Origin of the sequence: Marichromatium purpuratum 984, assembly GCF_000224005.2 — a bacterium.
GTDB lineage: Bacteria > Pseudomonadota > Gammaproteobacteria > Chromatiales > Chromatiaceae > Marichromatium > Marichromatium purpuratum.
In genome coordinates, this window is the sequence record NZ_CP007031.1 from 2,333,857 (window position 1) to 2,357,408 (window position 23,552).

A 23,552-nucleotide genomic window follows, 5' to 3' on the forward strand; every position below is an offset into this window, starting at 1 on the left:
ACCGCCGGACACCCCGTTCCACGACGGGAGCCGAACGCCCTTCGCCCGTAACCCAGACCTGGTGCCAGACGTGCTGCCCGACACCTGCTCCCGCCATCCCCGACGTCCCTGGATCAACCTGCTGCCGTGGCTGCTGCTCGCCCTGCTCGCGATACCGCCGGCAGGGGCCGAGACCACCACCGTCAACCTGCCCACCATGGCCCAGGTCGAGGCCCGCGCCACCGAGGTCGAGAATTCGACCGCGCTCGACGAGAGCGCCAAGACCACCCTGCTCGAACGCTATCGTCGTGCGCGCGCCAGTCTCGAGGACACGCGCAACTTCGATCTCAAGGCCGAGGAGTTCGCCCGCTCGCTGAAGACCGCGCCGCGCCAGCGCAAGGCGCAGGAGCGCGAACTCGAGGCCGCCCGCGCCGCCACCACCACGCCCGAGGCGGTGATCCCGGACGACCTCACCAGCGAGGCCATCGCCCAGCGACTGAACAAAGCGCTGGCCGATGTCGCCGTCGAGGAGACGCGACTCGGCGAACTCGAGAAACTGATCCAGACCACCGAGAACCGCCCGGCGGCGGCACGCGCGCGCATGACCGAGGTCAAGCAAGCGCTCGACCAACTCGGCGACCTCCCCGCCCTCGACACCGCCGAACTCAGTGGACAACCGGGCGACCTCGTCCAGGCCCAGCGTTGGGCGCACCAGGCGCGTCGTCAGGCGCTGTGGTCGGAGGCGCAGATGCTCGAGCAGGAACTGCTCAGCCAACCTGCGCGCATTGCGCTCTATCAGGTCAGGCGCGATCTCGCCGCGCTGCGCCTGCAGCGACTCAAGACCTATCAGCGCGCACTCGAGGAGCTGCAGAACCAGCGGCGCAACGCCGAGGCCGAGGCCGCCCAGCGCGCCTCCGAGCAGGCCCAGCGCGAGGCCGCCGACAAGCACCCGCTGGTGCGTCGCGAGACCCAGACCAATGCCGAGATCAGCGCCTCGCTGGCGCGGATCGCCAAGCAACTCGAGACCCTCAACGAGCGCCAGGCGAGGATCGAGAGCGAGCGCAGGCGCATCGAGGAGGACTTCCGCGGCGCCAAGCAGCGTCTCGAGGCTGCCGGACTGAGCCGCGCGCTCGGCCAGGTGTTGCTCGATCGTCGCACCCAGCTGCCCGACCTGCGCCAGTACCGCAAGGACATCGCCACGCGTGAGGACGCAATCGCCGAGGCCACGCTGCGCCAGATCCGCTACCGCGAGGAAAAGCGCCGACTGCGCGACCGCAACCGCTATCTCGACGAACTCACCCTCGACGTCCCCGAGGACGAGCGCGCGCAGGTACGCGAGCAGCTCGACGAGGTGCTCGAGCAGCGCCGTCGGCTGATCGCGCAGAGCCTCGACATCGAGGACGACTATGTCCGCCAGCTCTCCGATCTCAACTATGTCACCGACCAGGTGGTGAGCATCGCCGAGACCTATGACGACTTCCTCGCCGAACGCCTGCTGTGGGTGCGCAGCGCCCCCCCGATCGGCGTCGAGACGCTCAATTCGCTGCCGGCGGCGACCCTCTGGCTGCTGTCCTGGCAAGGGGCCTGGGAAGCGATTGCGGCGACCCTGCTCGAGCGGCTGCAACACGCCTGGAGCTTCTGGGCCGGGCTGCTCGTGGTCGTCGCGCTGCTGTGGCGCCTGACGGCGCTGCGGCGCGCCATCCGCGCCACCGCCGAACCGCTGCGCCGGGTGCGCAGCGACGGCATCCAGCACACCGTCAAGGCGATCGCCCTGACCCTGCTGATGGCACTCCCCGTCCCCCTGCTGATGGCCCTGCTCGGCATGCAGCTACAGGCCTCGACCGAGGCCACGCCGTTCACCCGCGCCTTCGCCAGCGCGCTCACCGAGGTCGCCGGCGGACTCTACTTCCTGCTCGCCTTCCGTGGGCTGTGCATCACCGGCGGCGTGGCCGATCGCCACTTCCGCTGGAGCACCGCCACCCTGGCGCGCATCCGGCACGCCATCGACTGGTTCTCGGGCTATATCGTGCCGGTCTCACTGGTGGCCGTCGCCGCCTACGAGAACAACAACCCGGTCGACACCGGCGAGCTGATGCGGCTCACCCTGGTCGCCTGCATGCTCGGCTTCACCGCCTTCTTCTGGCATCTGCTCAACCCCGCCAAGGGGCTGTTCAAGGGGATCCTCGCCGAACGCCCCGAGGGTTGGCTCAACCGGCTGCGCCACGTCTGGTTCCCCTTCGTGGTGGGCGCGCCGCTGGCCCTCGCCGGGCTGGCGCTGGCCGGTTACGTCTATACCGCCGGGATGTTGTTCCGCTCGCTGGTGGGGCAGACCTGGCTGGTGCTCGCCCTGCTGGTGGTCCACCAGACCATCGTGCGCTGGCTGATCGTCACCCGCCGCCGCCTGGCGCTACAGGCCGCGCTCGAACGCCAGGCCGCGCGCCGCGCCCAGAACAACGAGCCGAACACCCCGAGCGAGGTGCTGGCGATCGAGGAGACCGAACCCGATCTGGCGGCGATGGACGAGCAGACCCGACGCCTGATCAACGCCTCGATCTTCTTCGCCGCGGTGGTCGGGCTGTGGATCACCTGGTCGGACGTGCTGCCCGCCTTCTCGATGCTCGAACGCTTCGCGCTGTGGCACTACGAGGGCACCATTGAGGGCGTCACCCAACTGGTCCCGGTCACTGCTGCCGATGTCGGGCTGGTGTTGGTGATCATCTTCGTCGCCACCGTGGCGGCCAAGAACCTGCCGGCGCTGATCGAGTTCCTGCTGCTGCAGAGCGAGGCGGTCTCGGCCGGCGGGCGCTACGCGATCAAGACCCTGGCGAGCTACACCATCACCGCCGTGGCCTTCCTCCTCACCTTCTCCACCCTGGGGCTGAGCTGGTCGCAGGTGCAATGGCTGGTGGCCGCGCTCGGTGTCGGCATCGGCTTCGGTCTGCAGGAGATCGTGGCCAACTTCATCAGCGGCCTGATCATCCTCTTCGAGCGTCCGGTACGGGTCGGCGACATCGTCACCATCGGCGACACCACCGGGGTGGTCACCAACATCCAGATTCGCGCCACCACCATCCGCAACTGGGACAAGCAGGAGCTGCTGGTGCCGAACAAGGAGTTCATCACCGGACGGCTGCTCAACTGGTCGCTCACCGACCAGCAGAACCGCGTGACCATCCCGGTCGGCATCGCCTACGGCAGCGACACCCGCCAGGCGCTCGAGATCCTCACCCAGATCGCCGAGCAGCACGAGAAGGTGCTCGACGACCCGGCGCCGCTGCTCAGCTTCGAGGGCTTCGGCGACAACGCCCTGACGCTGGTGATGCGCTGCTATCTCGACTCGCTCGACGGGCGCATCGCGATCATCACCGAGCTGCACCAGGCGATCTACGACCGCTTCGCCGAGGCCGGGATCGAGATCTCCTTCCCCCAGCGCGACCTGCACCTCTCCGCCGCCACGCCGCTCGACGTGCGACTGCACCGCGCCGTGCGGGCGCCACTCGATTCAGAAGAGGAACCGCCGAAGGCGGCGGGGACGGACTGAGGGGATTGGGAAAGACGTGCGGCGGCGGCGCGCCCGCCGCCCGAGCGGACGGAACCCGGGCGCACGCGGCCCGGGACGAGGGCGTCAGATCTGCTCGTCGAAGTCCGGATCCTCCAGCAGGTCGCGCAGCCGCTTGAGTTCGCGCATCTGCTCGATGCGCCGGCGCGCCGCCAGGACGTCGCCACCATCGGCGTCTTCGTTCTGGTTCATCAGATGAGGGGCGCGCTCGAGCACCTCGTCGCCATAACCGCCGTCGGTCTCCAACATCTCTCCGTTACCTCTGGATTACAGTGCAAACCACAGGCGGCTATCTACTCCAAAGTCTCGCGCTCAGAAAGAGAATTTTTTTGATCGTCAGGATCAACGTTGGCGATCGACGGCCGCAACGGCGCATCACTGCTGATGTTCGACCCGCACCCGCTTGAGATTGGTGAACAGCTGATAGGCGATGGTGTCGCTCGCGCGGGCCAGCGCACCGGCGTCGATCCGCGCCCCCCACAGCTCGACGCGGTCGCCGACGACGGCCTCGGGGAGGTCGGTGAGATCGACCGTGATCATGTCCATCGACACCCGTCCGGCGAGCGGCGCACACTGCCCGCGCACCATCACCGCCACCCCGTCCGGGGCATGGCGCGGATAGCCGTCGGCATACCCGATCGCCACCACCCCGATGCGGCTCGGACGACGGCAGACGAAGCGCCCGCCGTAGCCGACCGGCTCCCCGGCGGGCAGCGTGCGGATGGCGATCAGCGCCGACTCCAGGGTCATCGCCGGGCGCAGCGCGGCGGCATTGGGATGGGCCGCCTCGAAGGGTGAGACGCCATAGAGCATGATCCCCGGGCGCACCCAGTCGCGATGCGCCGCCGGTAGATCGAGCACCGCCGCCGAGTTGGCCAGGCTGGCCGGCACGATCCCGGCGACCGCGTCGTCGAAGGCGGCGAGCTGACGCGCGCTGTAGGGCTCGCCCGGCTCGTCGGCACGCGCCAGATGGCTGATCGCGCGCAGCCGCCCGACCTGGGGGCAGTCACGCAACCGCGCCAGCGCCGCAGCGACATCCGGCGGCGCGAACCCCACCCGGTGCATCCCCGAGTCGACCTTGAGCCAGCAGCCGAAGGGGCGCTCGGGACGGGCTGCCGCGATCCACTCGAGCTGGTGCTCGGCGTGCACCACCATATCCAGCCCGGCGCGATCGACCGCCGCCAGCTCGTCGGGCGCGAACACCCCCTCGAGCAGCAGGATCGGCCCCTCGACGCCCGACTCGCGCAGCTCCAGCGCCTCCTCCAGGAAGGCCACCGCAAAGCCGTCGGCCACCGGCGCCAGCGCCCGCGCCACCGCCACCGCGCCGTGCCCGTAGGCATCGGCCTTGACCACCGCCCACGCCCGCGCCGAGGGCGCGCAGGACTTGGCGTGCAGATAGTTGTGGCGTATCGCCGCGAGATCGATACGGGCGCGAGCCGGACGTGACATCTGGGAACATCTCCTGGGTTGCAAGACGATCCAAGATACAACGAGCCGTCAGCGACCAGCTACCAGCTATCAGCGATCAGCCTCCAGCCTCCAGCCTCCAGTGGGGGAGACGGGCGTGCATGGTCGGCGGTTGACGGGAAGGACGGTCTCTTTGCGGTTCAACGCGCCCGAACCTTCAACGCCGCCGGGCACGCTGCGCCTTGCCCGGCCCACGGGGCTTCTGCGCGCATGATGCCGCTCTGCTTCGAATCCCCCCCTGCCCCCCCTTTCGCCAAAGGGGGGGAGACGGCTGGCGGCCAGCCGATACGCCTCTTGCTTTGCGTCCTTGGCGTCTTTGCGGTTCAACTCTCCCAGACCGTCAACGCCGGACGCCCTGCCCGGCCCACGGAGCTTCTGCGCGCATGATGCCGCTCTGCTTCGAATCCCCCCTGCCCCCCTTTCTCCAAAGGAGGGAGACGGCTGGCGGCCAGCCGATACGTCTCTTGCTTCGCGTCCTTGGCGTCTTTGCGGTTCAAGTCCCCCAGACCGTCAACGCCGGACGCCCTGTCCGGCCCACGGGGCGGATTGTTCTCGCGCCCGCGCCACGCACAGTTGCCCCAGCGCCAGTCCGCCGTCGTTGGCGGGGACGCGGCGGTGGAGGAGGACCTGGAGGCCCTGGGCCTCCAGGGCGGTGGCGAGGGGTTCGACGAGGCGGCGGTTCTGCATGACGCCGCCGCTGAGGGCGACGGTGTCGAGCCGGTGGCTGGCGCAGAGCCGGGTGGCGCACGCGACCAGGGCGTGGATCAGACCGTCGTGGAAGCGCGCGGCGGCGCGCGCCGGGGTGGTCCCGGCGGCGAGATCGTCGAACAGCGCGGGCCACAGCGGCGCGGAGTCGATCATCAGCCGACCATCGGCGGCGATGTCGAGGGCGAAGGGGTAGCCCTCGGGCGCGGGGGGCACGGTGGCGGCCAGGGTCTCGACGGCGATCGCGGCCTCGCCCTCGTAGCCGAGCCGGGCCGGGGCGAGGCCGAGCGCGGCGGCGACGGCGTCGAACAGCCGCCCCGCAGAGCTGGACGGCGGGGCGTTGAGCCCGCGCGCGATCAGGGTGCGTAGTGCATCGAGCGGTTGTGCGGCGAGCGCGCGCACCGCCTCGAGCGCGGCCCAGCGGCGCAGCGCGGCATCGAGCAGCCCGGCGCGCTCGAGCTGGGCGAGCAGATTGCGCCAGGGTTCGACCATCGCCCGCGCCCCGCCCGGCAGCGCCGCCGGGCACAGCCCGCCGAGCCGTCGCGACCCGCGATAGTCGACCTGCAGCAGCTCGCCGCCCCAGAGGGTGCCGTCCTCCCCCCAGCCGAGCCCATCGAGGGCGATGCCGAGCACCGGCCCGGCCTCGGGCGGGCGACCGTGCTCGGCGAGCAGCGCGGCGATATGGGCGTGGTGGTGTTGCACCTCGACCAGCGCCAGCCCGGCGCGCGCGGCCCAGTCGCGACCGTACTGGCTGGCGCGGTAGTCGGGGTGGGCGTCGATCGCGATGCGCGTGGGCCGGTGCTCGAACAGCGTCAGATAGCGCGCCAGGGTGGCCACCCAGGCGCGCGCGCTGCCCGCCTCTTCGAGATCGCCGAGGTGCTGGCTGAGGATCGCCCGCTCGCCATCACCGAGACACAAGGTGTTCTTCAGCTCGCCGCCGAGCGCGACCGTCGCCGCGCCTCGCGCCAGCCCCGGCGGCAGGACGAGCACGCCGGGGGCGTGGCCACGGGCGCGGCGCAGCAGCCGGGGGCGCGCGGCGATGGTGCGCACCACCGAGTCGTCGACGCGGTTGCGGATGTCGCGGTCGTGCAGCAGCCAGGCGTCGGCGATCCCGGCGAGCGCCTGCAACGCCTCGTCGTTGTCGATGCACTGCGGCGCGCCGGCGCGGTTGCCGCTGGTCATCACCAGCGGGCGCGTCCACTCGGCGAGCAGCAGCAGGTGCAGCGGGCTGTAGGGCAGCAGCATCCCCAGGGTCGACTGGCCGGGCGCGACCGCCTCGGCGAGCGGTGCGCCGTCGGCGCGACGCGCCAGCAGCACGATGGGCGCGGCGGGGCTGGCGAGGGTCTCGGCCTCGCCGGGGGCGAGCAGGCAATGGCGGCGCACCACCGCGAGATCGCGCGCCATCAGCGCGAAGGGCTTGCCCGAGCGCCGCTTGCGCCGACGCAGCTCGGCCACCGCCCGGTCGTTGCCGGCGTCGCAGGCGAGATGGAAGCCGCCGATGCCCTTGATGGCGAGGATCTCGCCCGCGGCGAGCCGGGCGCTGGCGGCGGCGATGGGGTCGGCCTCCGCCTCCTCCAGCGCCCGCCCGTCGGCCCCGGCGAGCCAGACCCGCGGGCCGCACACCGGGCAAGCGTTGGGCTGGGCGTGGAAGCGCCGGTCGGCGGGGTCGGCGTACTCGCGCGCGCACGCCGGGCACAGCGGGAAGCGCGCCATGCTGGTGTTGGCCCGATCGTAGGGGACGGACTCGACGATCGACAGCCGTGGCCCGCAGTGGGTGCAGTTGGTGAAGGGGTAGCGATGACGGCGGTTCGCCGGGTCCCGCACCTCGGCGGCGCAGGCGCTGCAGGTGGCGGCATCGGGGACGATGGCGGTGTGCACCGGGGTGTCGGCGCTGGCGACGATGACGAAATCGCCGACCCCGGCGAGCGCGGCGGGGTCGGCGAGCGGCGCGCGCTCGATGCGCTCGATCCGCGCCAGCGGCGGGCACTCGGCGCGCAGCCGGGCGCAGAAGCGCGCGATCGCCTCGGGCGGCGCACCGGCGCCGGGACGGACGCGGATCAGCACGCCCTCGCCGTCATTGCGGACATCGCCGACCAGGGCGCAGTCGCGCGCCAGCCGCCACACCGTCGGGCGGAAGCCGACGCCCTGCACCTGACCGCGCACCCGGATCGACTCGGCCGGTGCGCCGCTCCCGTCCGCCCCCGACACCCTAGCCGCGCCGCGCACGCCGAGCCATGCCCCTCATTGCCGTCCGGCCAGCGCGGCGTGCGCCGCCGCCAGCCGCGCCACCGGCACCCGGGGGCCGGAGCAACTGACGTAGTCGAGCCCGGCCTGATGGCAGAAGGCGATGGAGTCGGGGTGGCCGCCGTGCTCGCCGCAGATGCCGACGTGCAGGTTGGGCTTGACCCGCCGCCCCCACTCCACCGCCAGCTCCATGAGCTTGCCGACGCCCTTGCGGTCGAGCACGTCGAAGGGGTTGTCCTGGAGGATGCCGGACTGGTTGTAGAGCGGCAGGAACTTGTTCTCGGCGTCCTCGCGCGAGAACGAGAAGGTCGCCTGGGTGAGATCGTTGGTGCCGAAGGAGAAGAAGTCGGCCTCCTCGGCGAGCGACTCGGCGCGCATGCAGGCGCGCACCACCTCGATCATGGTGCCGAAGCGGAAGGCGACCGGCGCGCCGTAGCGCTCGGCGACCTCGGCGTGGATGGTCTCGACCGAGGCGCGGACCATGCGCAGCTCCTGCGCGGTACAGACCTGCGGCACTTTGATCTGGGGATGGACCTCGATGCCGGCCTTGGCGCACTCGGCGGCGGCCTCGAGGATAGCGCGCACCTGCATCTGGTAGATCTCGGGGAAGGTGATGCCGAGCCGCACGCCACGGTGGCCGAGCATGGGGTTGGTCTCGTAGAGCAGGCGCACCTTGCGCAGCATCGCCTCTTTCTTGGCGATCGCCTCCTCGACCAGCGCCGGCTCGACCAGCCGCCGGGCGCGGTCGACCTCGTGGCGCAGGGTGTCCTCGGCGTGCAGCAGGCCCATCGCCCCGGCGAGCACGCCGAGCCCGCGCGCGCCGCACTCGAGCGCGCGCAGGTCGGCGATCTCGCGTTCGAGAACCTGGGCGTCGGGGAGAAACTCGTGGATCGGCGGGTCGAGCAGACGGATGGTCACCGGGTTGGGCGACATCACCTCGAACAGCGACTGGAAGTCGGCGCGTTGCAGCGGCAGCAGCCGGTCGAGCGCGTCCTGACGCTGCTCCGGGGTCTCGGCGACGATCATCTCGATGACGATCGGCAGCCGCTCGACATCGTTGAACATCCGCTCGGTGCGCGCCAGCCCGATACCGACGGCGCCATAGCGGCGCGCCCGACGGGCGTCGTCCGGGGTGTCGGCGTTGGCGAGCACGCGCAGCCGGGCGTGCGCGTCGGCCCAGCCGAGCAGAGTGCTGAGTTCGGCGGTGAACTCGGGCTCGACGGTGGCGATGGCGCCGATGTAGACCTTGCCCGAGGTGCCGTCGATGGTGATGGTCTCGCCCTCGCGAAAGCGGGTCAGCCCGACCCGCGCCTCGCGCCGCTCGACATCGACGCTGATGCCCTCGGCCCCGGCCACGCAGGGCTTGCCCATGCCACGCGCGACCACCGCCGCGTGCGAGGTCTTGCCGCCGCGCGAGGTGAGGATGCCGGCGGCGGCGAAGAAGCCGTGGATGTCCTCGGGCTTGGTCTCCTCGCGCACCAGGATCACCTTCAGCCCCTGTTCGCGCCCGAGCTGCTCGGCGCGATCGGCGTCGAACACCGCGATCCCCGAGGCCGCCCCCGGCGAGGCCGGCAGCCCCTGGGCGACGGACTCGGCCACCACGCCGGGGTCGAGCCGGGGGAAGAGCATCTGTTCGAGCAGGTCGGGGGCGATGCGCAACAACGCGCGCTCGCGCTCGATCAGCCCCGCCTCGACCATCTCCACCGAGGTGCGCACCATCGCCGTGGCGTTCATCTTGCCGTTGCGCGTCTGCAGGCAGTAGAGCTGGCCGCGCTCGATGGTGAACTCGAAGTCCTGCACCTCGCGGTAGTGGCGTTCGAGCTTGTCGCGCAGCTCGGTGAGCGCGGTGGCCATCTCCGGCATCTCGTCGGCGAGACGGTCGATCGGCTTGGGGGTGCGGATGCCGGCGACCACGTCCTCGCCCTGGGCGTTGACCAGATACTCGCCGTAGAGCCGGTTCTCACCGGTGCCCGGGTTGCGGGTGAAGGCCACGCCGGTGGCCGAGTCCTCGCCACGGTTGCCGAAGACCATGGTGACAACGTTGACGGCGGTGCCGTTGGCCATCTCCGGGGTGATGTGGAACTGACGCCGGTAGTCGACCGCGCGCTTGCCCTGCCAGCTGTTGAACACCGCCTGGATGGCGAGTTCGAGCTGTTGGTAGGGGTCCTCGGGGAAGGGCTGGCCGGTGTGCTCGCGCACCAGCGTGAGGAAGCGCTCGCAGACCTGTTCGAGTTCGCGCGCCGAGAGGTCGACGTCCTGGCGGGCGTGGGCGGCGCGCTTGATCGTCTCGAAGGCGGTGTCGAAGACCGCGTCGTCGATGCCGAGCGCGACCTTGCCGAAGAGCTGGATGAAGCGGCGATAGGCGTCGTAGCCGAAGCGCGCGTCACCGGTGGCGCGGATCTCGCCCTGCAGGGTGGCGGCGTTGAGCCCGAGGTTGAGGATGGTGTCCATCATCCCCGGCATCGACATCGCCGAGCCCGAGCGCACCGAGACCAGCAACGGGTTGTCGGGGTCGCCGAAGCCCTTGCCGGTCTTCTCCTCGACCGCGCACATCTGTGCGCGCACCTCCTCCATCAGCGCCGCCGGCAGCCCCTGCTCGGGGGCGGCCAGATAGTCGAGACAGGCGGTGGTGGCGATCACGAAGCCGGGCGGCACGTTGAGCCCGATCTGGGTCATCTCGCAGAGATTCGCCCCCTTGCCGCCGAGCAGCTGCTTGTCCTTGCCGTCGCCGTCCTCGAATGCGAACACGGATTTGGTGGTCGCCATCGTCTCAGTCCTCCCGTACCAGTGCAGATGGATGCCGGCCACGCCGGCGGCGTCGGTTCGAGTCTATCGTGTCGACGGGGAAACGCACGGGGAAATGCGGGGGGCGAGCTGCCAGTTGCCAGAGGTTTGAACCGCAAAGCCGCGAAGAGGGATTGAGCCGACAGCCGCCAGCGATCAGCCACCAGTGGGCGCGATCACCCGATGGTGGTGCAGACCCGCGCCGTCCATGGCCTCGCGCCGGCATCATGCATCATTCCCTTTGCGCGCTTCGCGGCTTTGCGGTTCAAGCCTCCCCGCGACTGGCGACTGGCGACTGGTGGCTGGAAGCTGAGGGCTGGCGACTGGAGGCTGGCGGTTAGGCGAGCGCCCTCGTCCGTCATTTTCAGCCCCTGTGCATCGGGTATACTGATAGGTTTCGCATTCGCACCATCAACGAGCCCTAAACCGACATGCTGGACAAGAATTACGACCCGCAGAACCTGGAGAAGACCTGGTACAGCCACTGGGAGGAGCGAGGCTACTTCGTCCCGCAGACACAGCAGGGCGAGTCGGGTGCCTATTGCATCATGATCCCGCCGCCGAACGTCACCGGCAGCCTGCACATGGGGCACGCCTTCCAGGACACCATCATGGACGCGCTGATCCGCTACCAGCGGATGCAGGGCAAGCAGACGCTGTGGCAACCGGGCAGCGATCACGCCGGTATCGCCACCCAGATGGTGGTCGAGCGGCTGCTCGACGCCGAGGGCAAGACCCGTCACGACCTCGGTCGCGAGGCCTTCACCGACCGGGTGTGGCAGTGGAAGGGCGAGTCCGGCGGCAACATCACCCGTCAGCTGCGCCGCATGGGCGCCTCGCTCGACTGGGAGCACGAGCGCTTCACCATGGACGAGGGGCTGTCCGAGGCGGTGCGCGAGGTCTTCGTGCGGCTCTACGAGGAGGGGCTGATCTACCGCGGCAAGCGGCTGGTCAACTGGGACCCGGTGCTGCACACCGCCGTCTCCGACCTGGAGGTACTCTCCGAGGAGGAGCAGGGCCACATGTGGGAGATGCGCTATCCGCTGGTGCGGCCGATGCGCATGGCCAAGGTGCGTTATCTGGTGGTCTCGACCACCCGTCCCGAGACCCTGCTCGGTGACTGCGCGGTGGCGGTCAACCCGGAGGACCACCGCTACAGCCACCTGATCGGCGAGTATGTCGAGCTGCCGCTGACCGGGCGACGCATCCCGATCGTCGCCGACGAGCATGCCGACCCCGAGTTCGGCACCGGCTGCGTGAAGATCACCCCGGCGCACGACTTCAACGACCACCAGGTATGGCTGCGTCACCGCGACGAGTCGGCGATCGCCGACCAGCCCCACGGCGGTCTGATCAACATCTTCACCCCGGATGCGGCGATCCGCGCCAACGAGCCCGACGAGGGCAAGCTGATCCCCGAGGCCTATGTCGGGCTCGACCGCTACGAGGCACGCAAGCGCATCGTCGCCGATCTCGAGGCCCAGGGTCTGCTGGTGGCGGTGCGCGACCACAAGCTGCAGCAGCCGCGCGGCGACCGCTCCGGGGCGGTGATCGAGCCCTATCTCACCGACCAGTGGTACGTGCGCGTACAGCCGCTGGCCGAGCCGGCGATCGCGGCGGTGGAGAACGGCGACATCCGCTTCGTCCCCGACAACTGGAAGAACACCTATTTCGAGTGGATGCGCAACATCCAGGACTGGTGCATCAGCCGCCAGATCTGGTGGGGACACCGCATCCCGGCCTGGTACGACAGCGAGGGCAACGTCTATGTCGGGCGCTCCGAGGCGGAGGTGCGCGAGCGTCACGACTTCGGCCCCGAGATCGAGCTGCGCCAGGACGACGACGTGCTCGACACCTGGTTCAGCTCCGCGCTGTGGCCCTTCAGCACCCTCGGCTGGCCCGAGGACACCGAGCGCCTGAAGACCTTCTACCCGACCTCGGTGCTGGTCACCGGCTTCGACATCATCTTCTTCTGGGTCGCGCGGATGATCATGATGGGCCTCAAGTTCATGGGCGAGGTGCCCTTCCGCGAGGTCTACATCCACGGCCTGGTGCGCGACGCCCACGGCGACAAGATGTCGAAGTCGAAGGGTAACGTGCTCGACCCCATCGACCTGATCGACGGCATCGAGCTGGAGGACCTGGTCGAGAAGCGCACCAAGGGGATGATGCAGCCGCACCTGGCCGAGAAGATCACCAAGGCCACCCGCAAGGACTTCCCCGAGGGCATTGCCGGCTACGGCACCGACGCGCTGCGCTTCACCTTCGCCGCGCTCGCCTCGACCGGACGCGACATCAAGTTCGACCTGGGGCGCATCGAGGGCTACCGCAACTTCTGCAACAAGCTGTGGAACGCCTCGCGCTACGTGCTGATGAACACCGAGGGCGAGGACTGCGGCGCCGCCGGCGGCGCGCTCGAACTGAGCGCCGCCGATCGCTGGATCCGCGCGCGGTTGGCCGAGACCACCGCCACGGTGACCGACGCCATCGATCACTACCGCTTCGACCACGCCGCCCAGGCGATCTACGAGTTCACCTGGAACGCCTTCTGCGACTGGTACCTGGAGCTGTGCAAGCCGGTGCTCACCGGTGCCGAGGCGAGCGACGCGGCCAAGCGCGGCACCCGCCACACCCTGGTCCACACGCTGGAGACGCTGCTGCGTCTGGCCCACCCGATCATGCCCTTCATCACCGAGGAGATCTGGCAGAAGGTGCGCCCGCTGGCAGGCGTCGAGGGCGAGACCATCATGCTCGCGCCCTACCCCAAGGTCGACGCCGCCGCGGCCGACCCCGAGGCGGTCGCCGAGATCGAGTGGGTGCAGCAGTTCGTGCTCGGGGTGCGACGGATCAAGGGCGAGATGAACATCGCCCCCGGCAAGCAGCTGCCGGTGCTGGTGACCAACGCCTCGGCGCAGGATCGGGCGCGGCTGGAGAGCGCGCGCCACTATCTCGACTTCCTCGCCCGCACCGAGTCGGTCACCGTGCTCGACGATCCGGCGGCGGCGCCGGAGTCGGCCATCGCCCTGGTCGGCGAGATGAAGGTGCTGATCCCGATGGCGGGGCTGATCGACAAGGCGGCCGAGCTGAAGCGACTCGACAAGGAGATCGAGCGTCTGGAGAACGACGTCAAGCGCACCGAGGGCAAGCTCGCCAACCCCAACTTCGTCGACAAGGCACCGGCGGCGGTGGTGGACAAGGAGCGCGCCAAGCTCGAGGAGCACAGCCGCGCGATCGCCGAGTTGCGCGCCCAGCGCGAGCGCATCGCCGCGCTCTGAGCCACGCTGGCGACCGGCCGGGGCAATCCCGGCCGGAGCACGCCGGGCGCGCACCCGCGCGCCCGGCTCCCCCTCCCCTCCGACAAACGCCTTGAACGCGACCGGGGCGCGTCGTCCTCAACCGAAGGTACGACTCATGTCGTGGAGACGCTGCAGCTGTCTGAGCGCCTCCTCGGCGACCTCGGCCAGCTCGCGGCTCTTCTCCAGGGTGTTGCGCGCGGCATCGTCGACGCGATGACTGTTGCGGCTGATCTCCTCGGCCACCGCGCCTTGCTCCTCGGTCGCCGAGGCGACGCGGTGGATGTAGTCGAGCACCTGACCGAGCTGCTCGGTGATCTCCTCGACCAGGGTGATCGACTCGCGACTGTCGGTCGAGCACACCCTGGCGCCCTCGACGCTGTCGCCGAGCGACTGTACCAACGAGGCGATATAGGTGTTCATCTGCTCGATGTTGGCGCGGATCTCGCCGGTGAAACGTTGGGTGCGGGTGGAGAGGTTGCGCACCTCGTCGGCCACCACCGAGAAGCCGCGCCCGTGCTCGCCGGCGCGCGCCGCCTCGATCGCGGCGTTGAGCGCGAGCAGATTGGTCTGCTCGGCCAGCCCGTTGATCTCCTGCATCGCCCCGCCGACCTTGTCGGCGGCCTGACGCAGGTCGTTCGACTGCCCGGCCACCGCCTCCATGGTATCGGCCAGCCGCAGGGTGCGCTGGGCGCTGTCGTGGATACGATCGCGGGCACTGGTGCAGTTGGCGCTGGTGCGCTCCAGCAGCCCCTCGGACTCGTTGGTGATGTTGGCGATGTCGGTGATGGTGGTGCTCATCTGGGTCATCGCAGTGGCGATCTGCGAGAGTTCGTCGCGTTGCAGCTCGACATCGCCGAGGGTCTCGGCGGAGGCGTCGGCGGTGCGCTGGGCGAGCAGCTTGAGTTTGTCGGCGCGATCGCTCACCCGCCCCAGGATGGTGCGCACCCGAGACTCCAGCAGCCCCACCCGGAAGCGCACGACGTCGGCGATCGAGTCACCGTCGTAGACCAGACGGCTGATACTGTCGTACTCCGCGCGCATTCGCGACAGCAGGCGCAGACAGCCCACCAGCTCGGCACCACCGAGCACCAGGGTGATCACGGCGATCGTCGCACCCACCAGCACCGCCAGCGGAGAGAGCAACCAGGCGGCCGCCCCCAGGGCGAGCACGCCGAACACCCAGGGCGCGACCAGTCGCACCCGACGCACCAAGTCGAGCCGGTGGTCACGCCGCATCCGCGCATAGAGCCGCTCGGCGCGCTCGACCAGGTGCGGCGCCGGCGGACAGGTCCGTACCGATTGGTAACCGACCCGCTCGCCGCGCTCGAAGATCGGCGTGACATAGGCGTCGACCCAGTAGTAGCGCCCGTCCTTGCAGCGGTTCTTGACCAATCCGCGCCAGCTCTCCCCGGCCTTGAGCTTCTCCCACATATCGCGGAAGGCCACCGCGGGCATATCGGGGTGGCGCACGATATTGTGCGGTCGCCCGACCAGCTCGTCGAGGGTGAATCCGCTGACCTCGACGAAGGCGTCGTTGGCATAGGTGATGACGCCGCGCAGGTCGGTCGTCGACACCAGCTGAAGCTCCCGATCGAAGGTGACCTCGGAATCGACCACCGTCCTGTCACGCTTGCGATCCCCGCCGACTCGACCTGCTTGAACGTGCATCTCCAACATCCCACCCCCCATCCTGGTCCATCGTATTGGTTCAGGTCATACCGGGCAGCCACCACCAGGCACCGTGAACACCAACATGCCGGGGACGACACGGGCGAGCGCTCCGAGCGAAGCGGCCACGCTCACCTCCCACCCTGGATCCCGAGCCGATCGTCTCCATGCAATGGTCCCCATCGAGGGCTTTTCAAGACACGTATCGTGCTGATAATGCAGTGACCGAGCCACGCACCGCAGCAGTGCGGCAATGCACCCGGATACCGCTCGTCGGGCTTTCAACAAATCGGATCAGCGCGACGGAGGTCGTGCCGGCGAGCGCACGGCAGCGACCCAGGCGCCGGGTTCGCATGAAACCTTTTCGTGGACGCAGACAGGCGACTCCCAACAGCCGGCATCATGCGCAAGCTCGCACTCCGCCGACGGAGCTTTGACCATGACGAAAGTCTGAAAAAGGCACAGGACTTGCCAGAGACCTTTGCCAAGCGGCATCCTAAAGTGTTTTCCGTTTGCGAAAATCCGTGTTCCACGGCGCCCCGGTCGAACGGCCGGCCTGCCCGCGACGTGGTCGTCACGAATCCTCATGAACTAAAGGAAACCCTATGCATCATCCCGTCTTCAGGGGGCTGATCACCGCCCTCTTGTTCATTTCACCGGCTCTGGCCATGGCCTCGGAGTCGGTCGTCGAGCACTTCGATCTCACGACCAGCTGGGTCGGCTTCTCGGCGCTGGCGATCTTCGTCGCCGCCTATGCCCTGGTCATGGCCGAGGAGTTCACCCACCTGCGCAAGTCCAAGCCGGTGGTGCTCGCCGCCGGTGCGATCTGGCTGGTGATCGCCTACTACTACACCACCCATCATGGCGCGCCAGAAGCCGCCGCCGAGGCGGTGCGCCACAACATCATGGAGTTCGGCGAGCTGTTCCTGTTCCTGCTCGCGGCGATGACCTACATCAACGCCATGGAAGAGCGTCGAGTGTTCGACGCGCTGCGTTCCTGGCTGATCCGCATGGGCTTCAGCTATCGCACCCTGTTCTGGACCACCGGTCTGCTCGCCTTCTTCATCTCGCCGGTGGCCGACAACCTCACCACCGCGCTGCTGATGTGCGCCGTGGTCATGGCCGTCGGCGCCGACAGCCCACGCTTCGTCGGTCTGGCCTGCATCAACATCGTGGTCGCGGCCAACGCCGGTGGCGCCTTCAGCCCGTTTGGCGACATCACCACGCTGATGGTGTGGCAGAAGGGCTTGATCGACTTCCAGACCTTCTTCTCGCTGTTCATCCCCTCGGTGCTCAACTTCGCCATCCCGGCCGCGTTCATGCACCGCGCCATCCCCAACGAGACCCCGCCGCCGAGCGACGAGCGGGTGCGGATGAAGCGCGGCGCGCTGCGCATCGTGCTGCTGTTCCTCGCCACCATCGCCACCGCGGTGAGCTTCCACAACTTCTACCACCTGCCGCCGGTGCTCGGCATGATGACCGGTCTGGCCTATCTCAAGTTCTTCGGCTTCTATCTCAAGAAGACCGGCGAGCAGGCCACCATCAAGCGCGGCGAGATCGAGGACACCCTCCCCTTCGACATCTTCACCGGCGTGGCGCGCGCCGAGTGGGACACCCTGCTGTTCTTCTACGGCGTCATCCTCTGCGTCGGCGGTCTCGGCTTCATCGGCTATCTCGAGCTGGTCTCGCAGTTCGCCTACGGTGACCTCGGTCCGACCATCGCCAACACCCTGGTCGGCGTGCTCTCGGCGATCGTCGACAACATCCCGGTGATGTTCGCGGTGCTGACCATGAACCCCGACATGACCCAGGGCCAGTGGCTGCTGGTCACCCTCACCGCCGGCGTCGGCGGCAGCCTGCTGTCGATCGGCTCGGCCGCGGGCGTGGCGCTGATGGGGCAGTCGAAGGGCATGTACACCTTCTTCGGCCACCTGCGCTGGACCCCGGTGATCGCGCTCGGCTACGTGGTGAGCATCCTCGCTCACTTCATCATCAACCACCGCTACTTCTCGATGCCGGTGGGCGGCTGATCGCGCCGGTCCACGCCGCCCGGCGTGGATCGACCACGCCGGCCCCGCCCAGGGCCGGCGTTCAGAGCAGCAACAGGGTCGCCAACCCGAGGAAGATGAAGAACCCACCGGAGTCGGTCAGCGCGGTGATCAGCACCGAACTGCCGAGCGCCGGATCGCCGCCGAAGCGCTGGCGCAACAGCGGGATCAACACCCCGGCGGTGGCCGCCAGCAGCAAGTTGAGGGTCATCGCGGCGATCATCACCAGCCCCAGCCCGGGACTGCCATAGAGCACCCCGGCGAGCACCCCGATCACCCCGCCCCACACCAGACCGTTGATCAGCGCCACCCCCAGCTCCTTGCGCAGCAAGCGTCCCAACGCTGCCGATTCGACCTGCCCCATGGCGATCGCGCGCACGATCATGGTGATGGTCTGGTTGCCGGCATTGCCGCCGATCCCGGCAACGATCGGCATCAGCGCGGCGAGCGCCACCAGCTGACCGATCGAGTCCTGGAACAGATCGATCACCCGCGAGGCGACGAAGGCGGTGATCAGGTTGACCGCCAGCCAGGCCCAGCGGTTCTTCACCGAGCGGATCACCGGGGCGAACAGATCCTCCTCCTCGCGCAGACCGACGTTGCCGAGGATCTCGGCCTCGGACTCCTCGCGGATGTAGTCGACCATGTCGTCGACCGTCAGTCGCCCGATCACCCGATCACGCTCCGAGACCACCGGCACCGAGACCAAGTCGTAGCGCTCGAAGGCCTGTGCCGCGGCACGGGCGTCGTCGTCGGGGCGGAAGGTGACCACCGCGCGCGATTTCATCACCTCGGAGACGGTACGCTCGGGGGCGTTGACCAGCAGCGATTCGAGCGTCAGCAGACCGCGGAAGCGCTCCTCGCGATCGACCACGAAGAGCTTGTCGGTGTGGTCCGGGAGCGCGCCGAAGCGGCGCAGATAACGCAGCACCGCACCCAGGGTGACCTGCTCGCGAACCTTGATCAGGTCGAAGTCCATCAGCGCGCCGACCGTGCCCTCGGGGTAGGACATCGCCGCGCGCACGTGCGCCTGCTCGTCCTGATCGAGCGCGGCGAGCACCGCTTGCACCACCTCGGCCGGCAGGTCGGGGGCGAGGTCGGCCAGCTCGTCGGCGTCGAGCCCCAGTGCCATCGCCTTGAGCGCGTAATGATCCATGGTCTCAAGCAGGCTCGCGCGCACCGCGTCGGAGACCTCGAGGAGGATGTCGCCGTCCTTGTCGGCGCGCACCAGCTCCCACACGAACAGCCGGTCGGCGAGCGGCAGGGTCTCGAGGATCCAGGCGATGTCGGCCGGATGGAGACGATCGAGCTTGCGCTGCAGCCGCGCCAGGTTCTGCTTGTGGGTGATCGACTCGACCAGGTCACGGTGCGGCATCTGCTGACGGTGCACCAGCTCGTCGACCAGGCGCTGGCGCGAGAGCAGCTCCTGCACGTCGCGCAGATGACGATGGAGGACGTCGGGATCGCGGGATTTCGACTGTGACATGCGCGTGAGGCCGGGCTGAGCGGGGAGAGAGGATCGCCGTGCGGACGGCCTCGGAGGCGGCGCACCGCGCGACCGCGGACCGAGGCGATTATACCGATCCGGGCGTGACGATCAGCGCTCCGGGACGGACGCCGCGGGGGACATGCTTTCGAGTTCGCGCTTGAACGACTCGATATCGCGCAACAGCTCCGGAGGCAAGGCCGCCACCGGCGCCGGGTCGGCGCCCGGCGGGCGCGTCCTGGACGAGTCGGACGGCTCGACTGCCTCAAGCGCCTCGGGCAGCGGTCGACGGGGGACTGGCGGCGGAGTTGACGACGGCTCGAGCGCGCCCTGCGGCGGCGCGGACGCGACCGCATCCGACGCGGTCGCGGGCACCACCGATACCGCCACCGTCGACACCCGCCACGCCCCGTAGAGCGCCACCGCCAGCGCTAGGGTCGCGAGCAGCGTCGCCACCAACCCCCAACGCGAGGGGACCGGCGCCGGCGCGAGGGCCATCGACGGTGGCGCTCGATCACGCCCGCGTGCCTGCTCCGACTGGCGCAGCGCCTCGAGGATGTAGCTCATGGCGAGACCTCCCGCAGCCGGGCGATCCCCGGCAGATCGACCTGATTGTGCAGTGCGATCAGGGTTCGCGCACCGGCCAGACCGTCGGCCTCCAGCCCCTGGCTGCGCTGAAAGCGTTCCAATGCCTTGCGCAACACCGGATCGAAGCCGGGGGTCTCGAGGTCGCTGAAACCAAGCTCGGGCACCCCAGCGAGCAGTCGGCGCAGCCAGCGGATCGCCTCGGCCTCATCACCGGGACCGATCACCGCCCCGCCGACCGGGGGTGGCTGCCAGAGCACCACGAAGTCCCCCGACCAGGCCCGCTCGAGCGCCTTGGTGGCGACCTCGACCATCCCCTCGGGCCCCGCGATCAGCGCCACCCCTCGATGCAGTCCGGTGAGTACAAGATAACGCGATTCGGGGGCCTCTTCCTCGGGCTCGACCGCGAGCAGCGCCGGGCGATCGAGTCGCCGCAGCACCGCGAGCGTTCCCCGACCCGACTCGCAACGCAGCCCGAGCGTGGCGACACGCGCGCAGGGCGTACCCTCGCCCAGGGTATCGAGTTCGACACCCCAGCGACGCAGCAATCGCAGCATCGCCTCGGGCTCGGTCGCGGCAGCCGACCGCAACGGCTCGGGGAGACGCCGCGACAGCGGCTCCACGACCTCGGCGACACCGCTCGCGCCCGATTCGACGAGCGGATGCGACGAGCGCGCATCGAGCCAGCGCATGCCCCACCAGCCAGCCCCGAGCGCTACGGCCAGCACCACCCCGACGACCCATGCCGGGGAAGCACCGCGCGAGCGGTCATGATGCTCGATCGGGTCGCCGCCAAGCTCACGCGCGGCGCGGGCGACGATCCCGGCATCCACCCGTGGGTGACGACTGACATAGGCGCCGAGCAGGGCGCGATCGCAGAGGATGTTGATCAGCCGCGGCAGACCCCGGCTCCAGCGGTGGATGCGCCACAGCGCCATGGCGGTGAAGGGCATGCGTTCACAACCGGCGATGGCCAACCGGTGGCCGATATAGGCGCTGGTCTCGGTCCGATCGAAGGGGTGCAGGTGGACCCGCGCGGTGATCCGCTGGTCGACCTGACGCAACTGCGCGCGCGCCAGCATCCGGCGCAGTTCGGGCTGACCGATGAGAAAGATCTGCAGCAGCTTGTGGGTGCTGGTCTCGAGGTTGGTGAGCAGGCGGATCTGTTCGAGCACGCGCGGGCGCAGGTTCTGCGCCTCGTCGATGATCAGCAGCGCGCGCCGCCCCTCGGCGTGCAGCACCAGCAGATACTGATTGAGGGCATCGACCAGACGCTTGAGCGAGCGCTCGCCGACGGCGATCTCGATGCCGAATTCCTCGCACACCGCGATCAGCAACTCGCTGGCGGTGAGGCTCGGGTTGAGGATCAGCGCCACCTCGACGTGCTCGGGCAGCTGTTCGAGGAAGGCGCGACAGACCGTGGTCTTGCCGGTGCCGACCTCGCCGGTGAGCAGCACGAAGCCGCCCTGCTCGCCGGCGCCATAGACCAGGTGCGCGAGCGCCTCGCGATGCTGCGCGCTGAGGAACAGATAGCGCGGGTCGGGCGCGATCGAGAAACAGGGTTCGGAAAGGCCGAAATAACTGGGATACACGGCTGTCGCTCGCGGCGGCTGCCGACTTACTGGATGATGAAACTGCCGAAATAGAGACCATCGACGGCAAAGGTGCCGGCCTGTTCGAGCAGCGCCTCCTGTACCGCCTTGAGCGCGCCCAGACGCAGCGCGTCACGCTGATCGAGCGCACTCACCTCATCGACCGTGCGGCCGGCGAAATAGCTGATCAGCCGATCGCGGATCAGCGGCATGTGGGTGTTGACCGCGTCGGCCGCCTCGGCGGTACGGACATAGAGATCGATGCCGACCTTGAGGAAACGGGTACGACTCTCGCCGGCGAGGTTGACGATCAGGGCCGGATCGATGGCGATGTAATTATCGGTAAAGGGCTCGTCCTGGGCCGCGACCGGCTGGAGCTGTGCCAGCCCGAGCACCAGGGTCAGCACGAGTGCGAGCTGAGTCACTGCGTTCTTCATGGGATTCACTGTGTACGTATGATGCCCCGCCTGGGGCCGGAAGGTGCCGTCCTTGCGTCCGGCGTCCAACCGATGACTCTACCCCAGGCGGGCGGCCGGGCAAAGGGCCAGGCCCGGGCGCCTGTGCTCAACCGCCGGGACGCGGCAGGTCGTGCTCGATGATCGCCATCGCGCGGCGGCAGATCTCGCGCCCGTAGTCGGTCCACTCGCCCTGCCCCCAGTAGCGGTAGCAGCTCGTCTGCGAGCACAGCAGATGGAAGAGCGCGTTGCGGTAGCGCGGGTCGTCGCTGTCGATCCCGGGCACCAGCACGCGCTCGTTGAACAGCGCGCTGGCCGCCTCCATCGGCCCGAGCACGTTGTCGTAGCCCGCCACCCAGGACAGATCGCTGGTCCAGCTGCCGCCGTCCATGTGGAAGCGGTCGTCCTCGCGCTTGAGCGTGTCGATCACCTCGGCCAGCCGCTGCGGGCCGTCGCCGGGCTGCATCCGCGCCCAGATGCGGTCCTGGAACAGCGGCTGCACCTCGGGCAGCGCCGACTCGCGCACGCCGAGCGCGAACAGGTGTTCGAGATACTCGCTGACGTTCATCAGCGGGGTGTCGGAGCCGCTGGCCGCGCGCACCACCTCGATGAACTTGGGCGGGAACTCGTTCATCATCACCCCGCCGTTCTCGCCGTCGGCGATCTGGGTGACCAGCGGCGGCACCTCATGCCCGTCGAGGGTCAACGGCGCGAGCCCCTGGGCCTCGTACCAGGGTTGCATCTGCGCCACCAGCTTGGTGTCAGACCCCTGGGTCTTGACGATGGCGATGATGCTCGCCTGCTCGCCCTTGGAGTTGGTGCACACCAGCCGGTGCGGCAGGTGCGGTTGGCGCGGATGACCACCGGTCTCGGGCTCGATCACGGTGTGTTCCTGCACCAGCACCCACTGATAGCCGCAGTCGACCAGGGTCTTGACGAACTCGTAGGCGACATCGGGGTGGTTGGGCAGGGCCATCTCCGAGGGCGAGAAGCCGCGTACCCGCTCCAGCGCCTCCCAGCCGAAGAGGGCGGCGAAGTGGTGCTGGAAGGCGCGCACGTGCAGCCGGTAGTCCTGCACCGGGGTGGAGGGCGCCACCGCGTGGCCCCAGGGCATGCCGAGCCACTCCACCGCGGGGCTGTAGTCGGGGTTGCAGGTGATCGTCCGCAGCGCCTCGATCACCCCGTGCCCGCCCATCCGCCGCAGCCCGTGCAACAGGGTGCCGGAGTACTCGAGCATGCAGCGCGGCGCGTGGCCCTCGCCGATCAGCTGGGGGATGAACTCGCCCATGCGCTTGTAGCACCAGACGAACACCGGGGCGTTGTGGTTATCGCCGATGTCCTGGTGCTCCATCATGTACTGCAGGTTGCTGATGATGGCGGCGCTGCGCAGGTCCGAGCCGCCGGCCGGGATCAGCGGCTGGTGCTGGTGCAGCGCGATGGCGGTGGCCGCACGCACCCGCGGGAAGTCGATGCCGCCGGGCGCGGCGAACAGCGGACGCGCGCGCGCCGCTGTCGCCACCCGCGCGACCTCGGCCTCGTGACCGCTGATGTTGGGCAATTCGTCGATGTATTCGGGTAACTGGTCCACGACGGTGCTCCTCTGCTGCTGATGATGCACGAGCGGGCGCGGCGCCGGGCCGCGTCCGTGGATCCTGCGCGGCGGGCGTGCCACCGCCGCGCCAGC

At 69.2% G+C, this 23,552-nt stretch carries 13 protein-coding genes; 3 read left to right on the forward strand and 10 right to left on the reverse strand.

Features of this window, described 5'->3' with window-relative positions; translation table 11 throughout:
• The first annotated feature begins 61 nt into the window (after window positions 1–61).
• Window positions 62–3,520 carry a mechanosensitive ion channel domain-containing protein gene (locus tag MARPU_RS10240; protein ID WP_232229459.1) on the forward strand — a complete coding sequence of 1,153 codons (3,459 nt, stop codon included), beginning with the start codon at window positions 62–64 and terminating at the stop codon, window positions 3,518–3,520.
• A gap of 84 nt (window positions 3,521–3,604) precedes the next feature.
• Here MARPU_RS10240 and MARPU_RS10245 read toward each other — a convergent pair whose 3' ends face one another.
• The 4 genes from MARPU_RS10245 to ppdK all read right to left on the reverse strand — a co-directional run bounded on the left by MARPU_RS10245 (window position 3,605) and on the right by ppdK (window position 10,720).
• Window positions 3,605–3,787, reverse strand: coding sequence for a PA3496 family putative envelope integrity protein (locus MARPU_RS10245; protein ID WP_005224306.1), 183 nt, complete (start codon window positions 3,785–3,787; stop codon window positions 3,605–3,607).
• Window positions 3,788–3,913: 126 nt separating this feature from the next.
• Window positions 3,914–4,987 (reverse strand): alanine racemase, encoded by a 1,074-nt coding sequence (alr, locus tag MARPU_RS10250; RefSeq protein ID WP_005224307.1) that lies wholly within the window; start codon window positions 4,985–4,987, stop codon window positions 3,914–3,916.
• Window positions 4,988–5,515: 528 nt separating this feature from the next.
• The gene (gene hypF / locus MARPU_RS10255; protein WP_025275273.1) at window positions 5,516–7,918 is read right to left on the reverse strand and encodes a carbamoyltransferase HypF; all 2,403 of its coding nucleotides are present in this window, start codon (window positions 7,916–7,918) and stop codon (window positions 5,516–5,518) included.
• A gap of 33 nt (window positions 7,919–7,951) precedes the next feature.
• A complete protein-coding gene (gene ppdK / locus MARPU_RS10260; protein ID WP_005224309.1) occupies window positions 7,952–10,720 on the reverse strand; it encodes a pyruvate, phosphate dikinase in 2,769 nt (922 codons plus the stop codon).
• 449 nt (window positions 10,721–11,169) lie between these two features.
• Here ppdK and MARPU_RS10265 point away from each other — a divergent pair, with 449 nt between their 5' ends.
• A complete protein-coding gene (locus MARPU_RS10265; RefSeq protein WP_005224310.1) occupies window positions 11,170–14,013 on the forward strand; it encodes a valine--tRNA ligase in 2,844 nt (947 codons plus the stop codon).
• A gap of 117 nt (window positions 14,014–14,130) precedes the next feature.
• Here the strand turns inward: MARPU_RS10265 and MARPU_RS10270 are convergent, their stop codons facing one another.
• Entirely contained in the window at window positions 14,131–15,702 is a 1,572-nt protein-coding gene (locus MARPU_RS10270; RefSeq protein ID WP_198015472.1) for a methyl-accepting chemotaxis protein, read from the reverse strand.
• 605 nt (window positions 15,703–16,307) lie between these two features.
• Between MARPU_RS10270 and nhaD the strand changes: the two genes are divergently transcribed.
• Window positions 16,308–17,732, forward strand: coding sequence for a sodium:proton antiporter NhaD (nhaD, locus tag MARPU_RS10275; RefSeq protein WP_005224312.1), 1,425 nt, complete (start codon window positions 16,308–16,310; stop codon window positions 17,730–17,732).
• A 61-nt stretch (window positions 17,733–17,793) separates the two neighbouring features.
• Here the strand turns inward: nhaD and mgtE are convergent, their stop codons facing one another.
• From mgtE to MARPU_RS10300, 5 genes are all read right to left on the reverse strand, one after another.
• The gene (mgtE, locus tag MARPU_RS10280) at window positions 17,794–19,236 is read right to left on the reverse strand and encodes a magnesium transporter (RefSeq protein ID WP_005224313.1); all 1,443 of its coding nucleotides are present in this window, start codon (window positions 19,234–19,236) and stop codon (window positions 17,794–17,796) included.
• A gap of 111 nt (window positions 19,237–19,347) precedes the next feature.
• Window positions 19,348–19,803: a hypothetical protein gene (locus MARPU_RS10285; RefSeq protein WP_005224314.1), complete on the reverse strand. Its 456-nt coding sequence runs from the start codon at window positions 19,801–19,803 to the stop codon at window positions 19,348–19,350.
• Complete coding sequence (locus tag MARPU_RS10290; protein WP_005224315.1) at window positions 19,800–21,413, reverse strand: ExeA family protein; 1,614 nt, start codon at window positions 21,411–21,413, stop codon at window positions 19,800–19,802. The genes MARPU_RS10285 and MARPU_RS10290 overlap by 4 nt, the downstream gene beginning before the upstream one ends.
• Window positions 21,414–21,439: 26 nt before the next feature.
• Entirely contained in the window at window positions 21,440–21,850 is a 411-nt protein-coding gene (locus tag MARPU_RS10295) for a flagellar basal body-associated FliL family protein (RefSeq protein WP_025275275.1), read from the reverse strand.
• Between the two features lie 127 nt (window positions 21,851–21,977).
• Window positions 21,978–23,456, reverse strand: a complete 1,479-nt coding sequence (locus MARPU_RS10300; protein WP_005224317.1) for a hypothetical protein — start codon at window positions 23,454–23,456, stop codon at window positions 21,978–21,980.
• Window positions 23,457–23,552 lie beyond the last annotated feature (96 nt).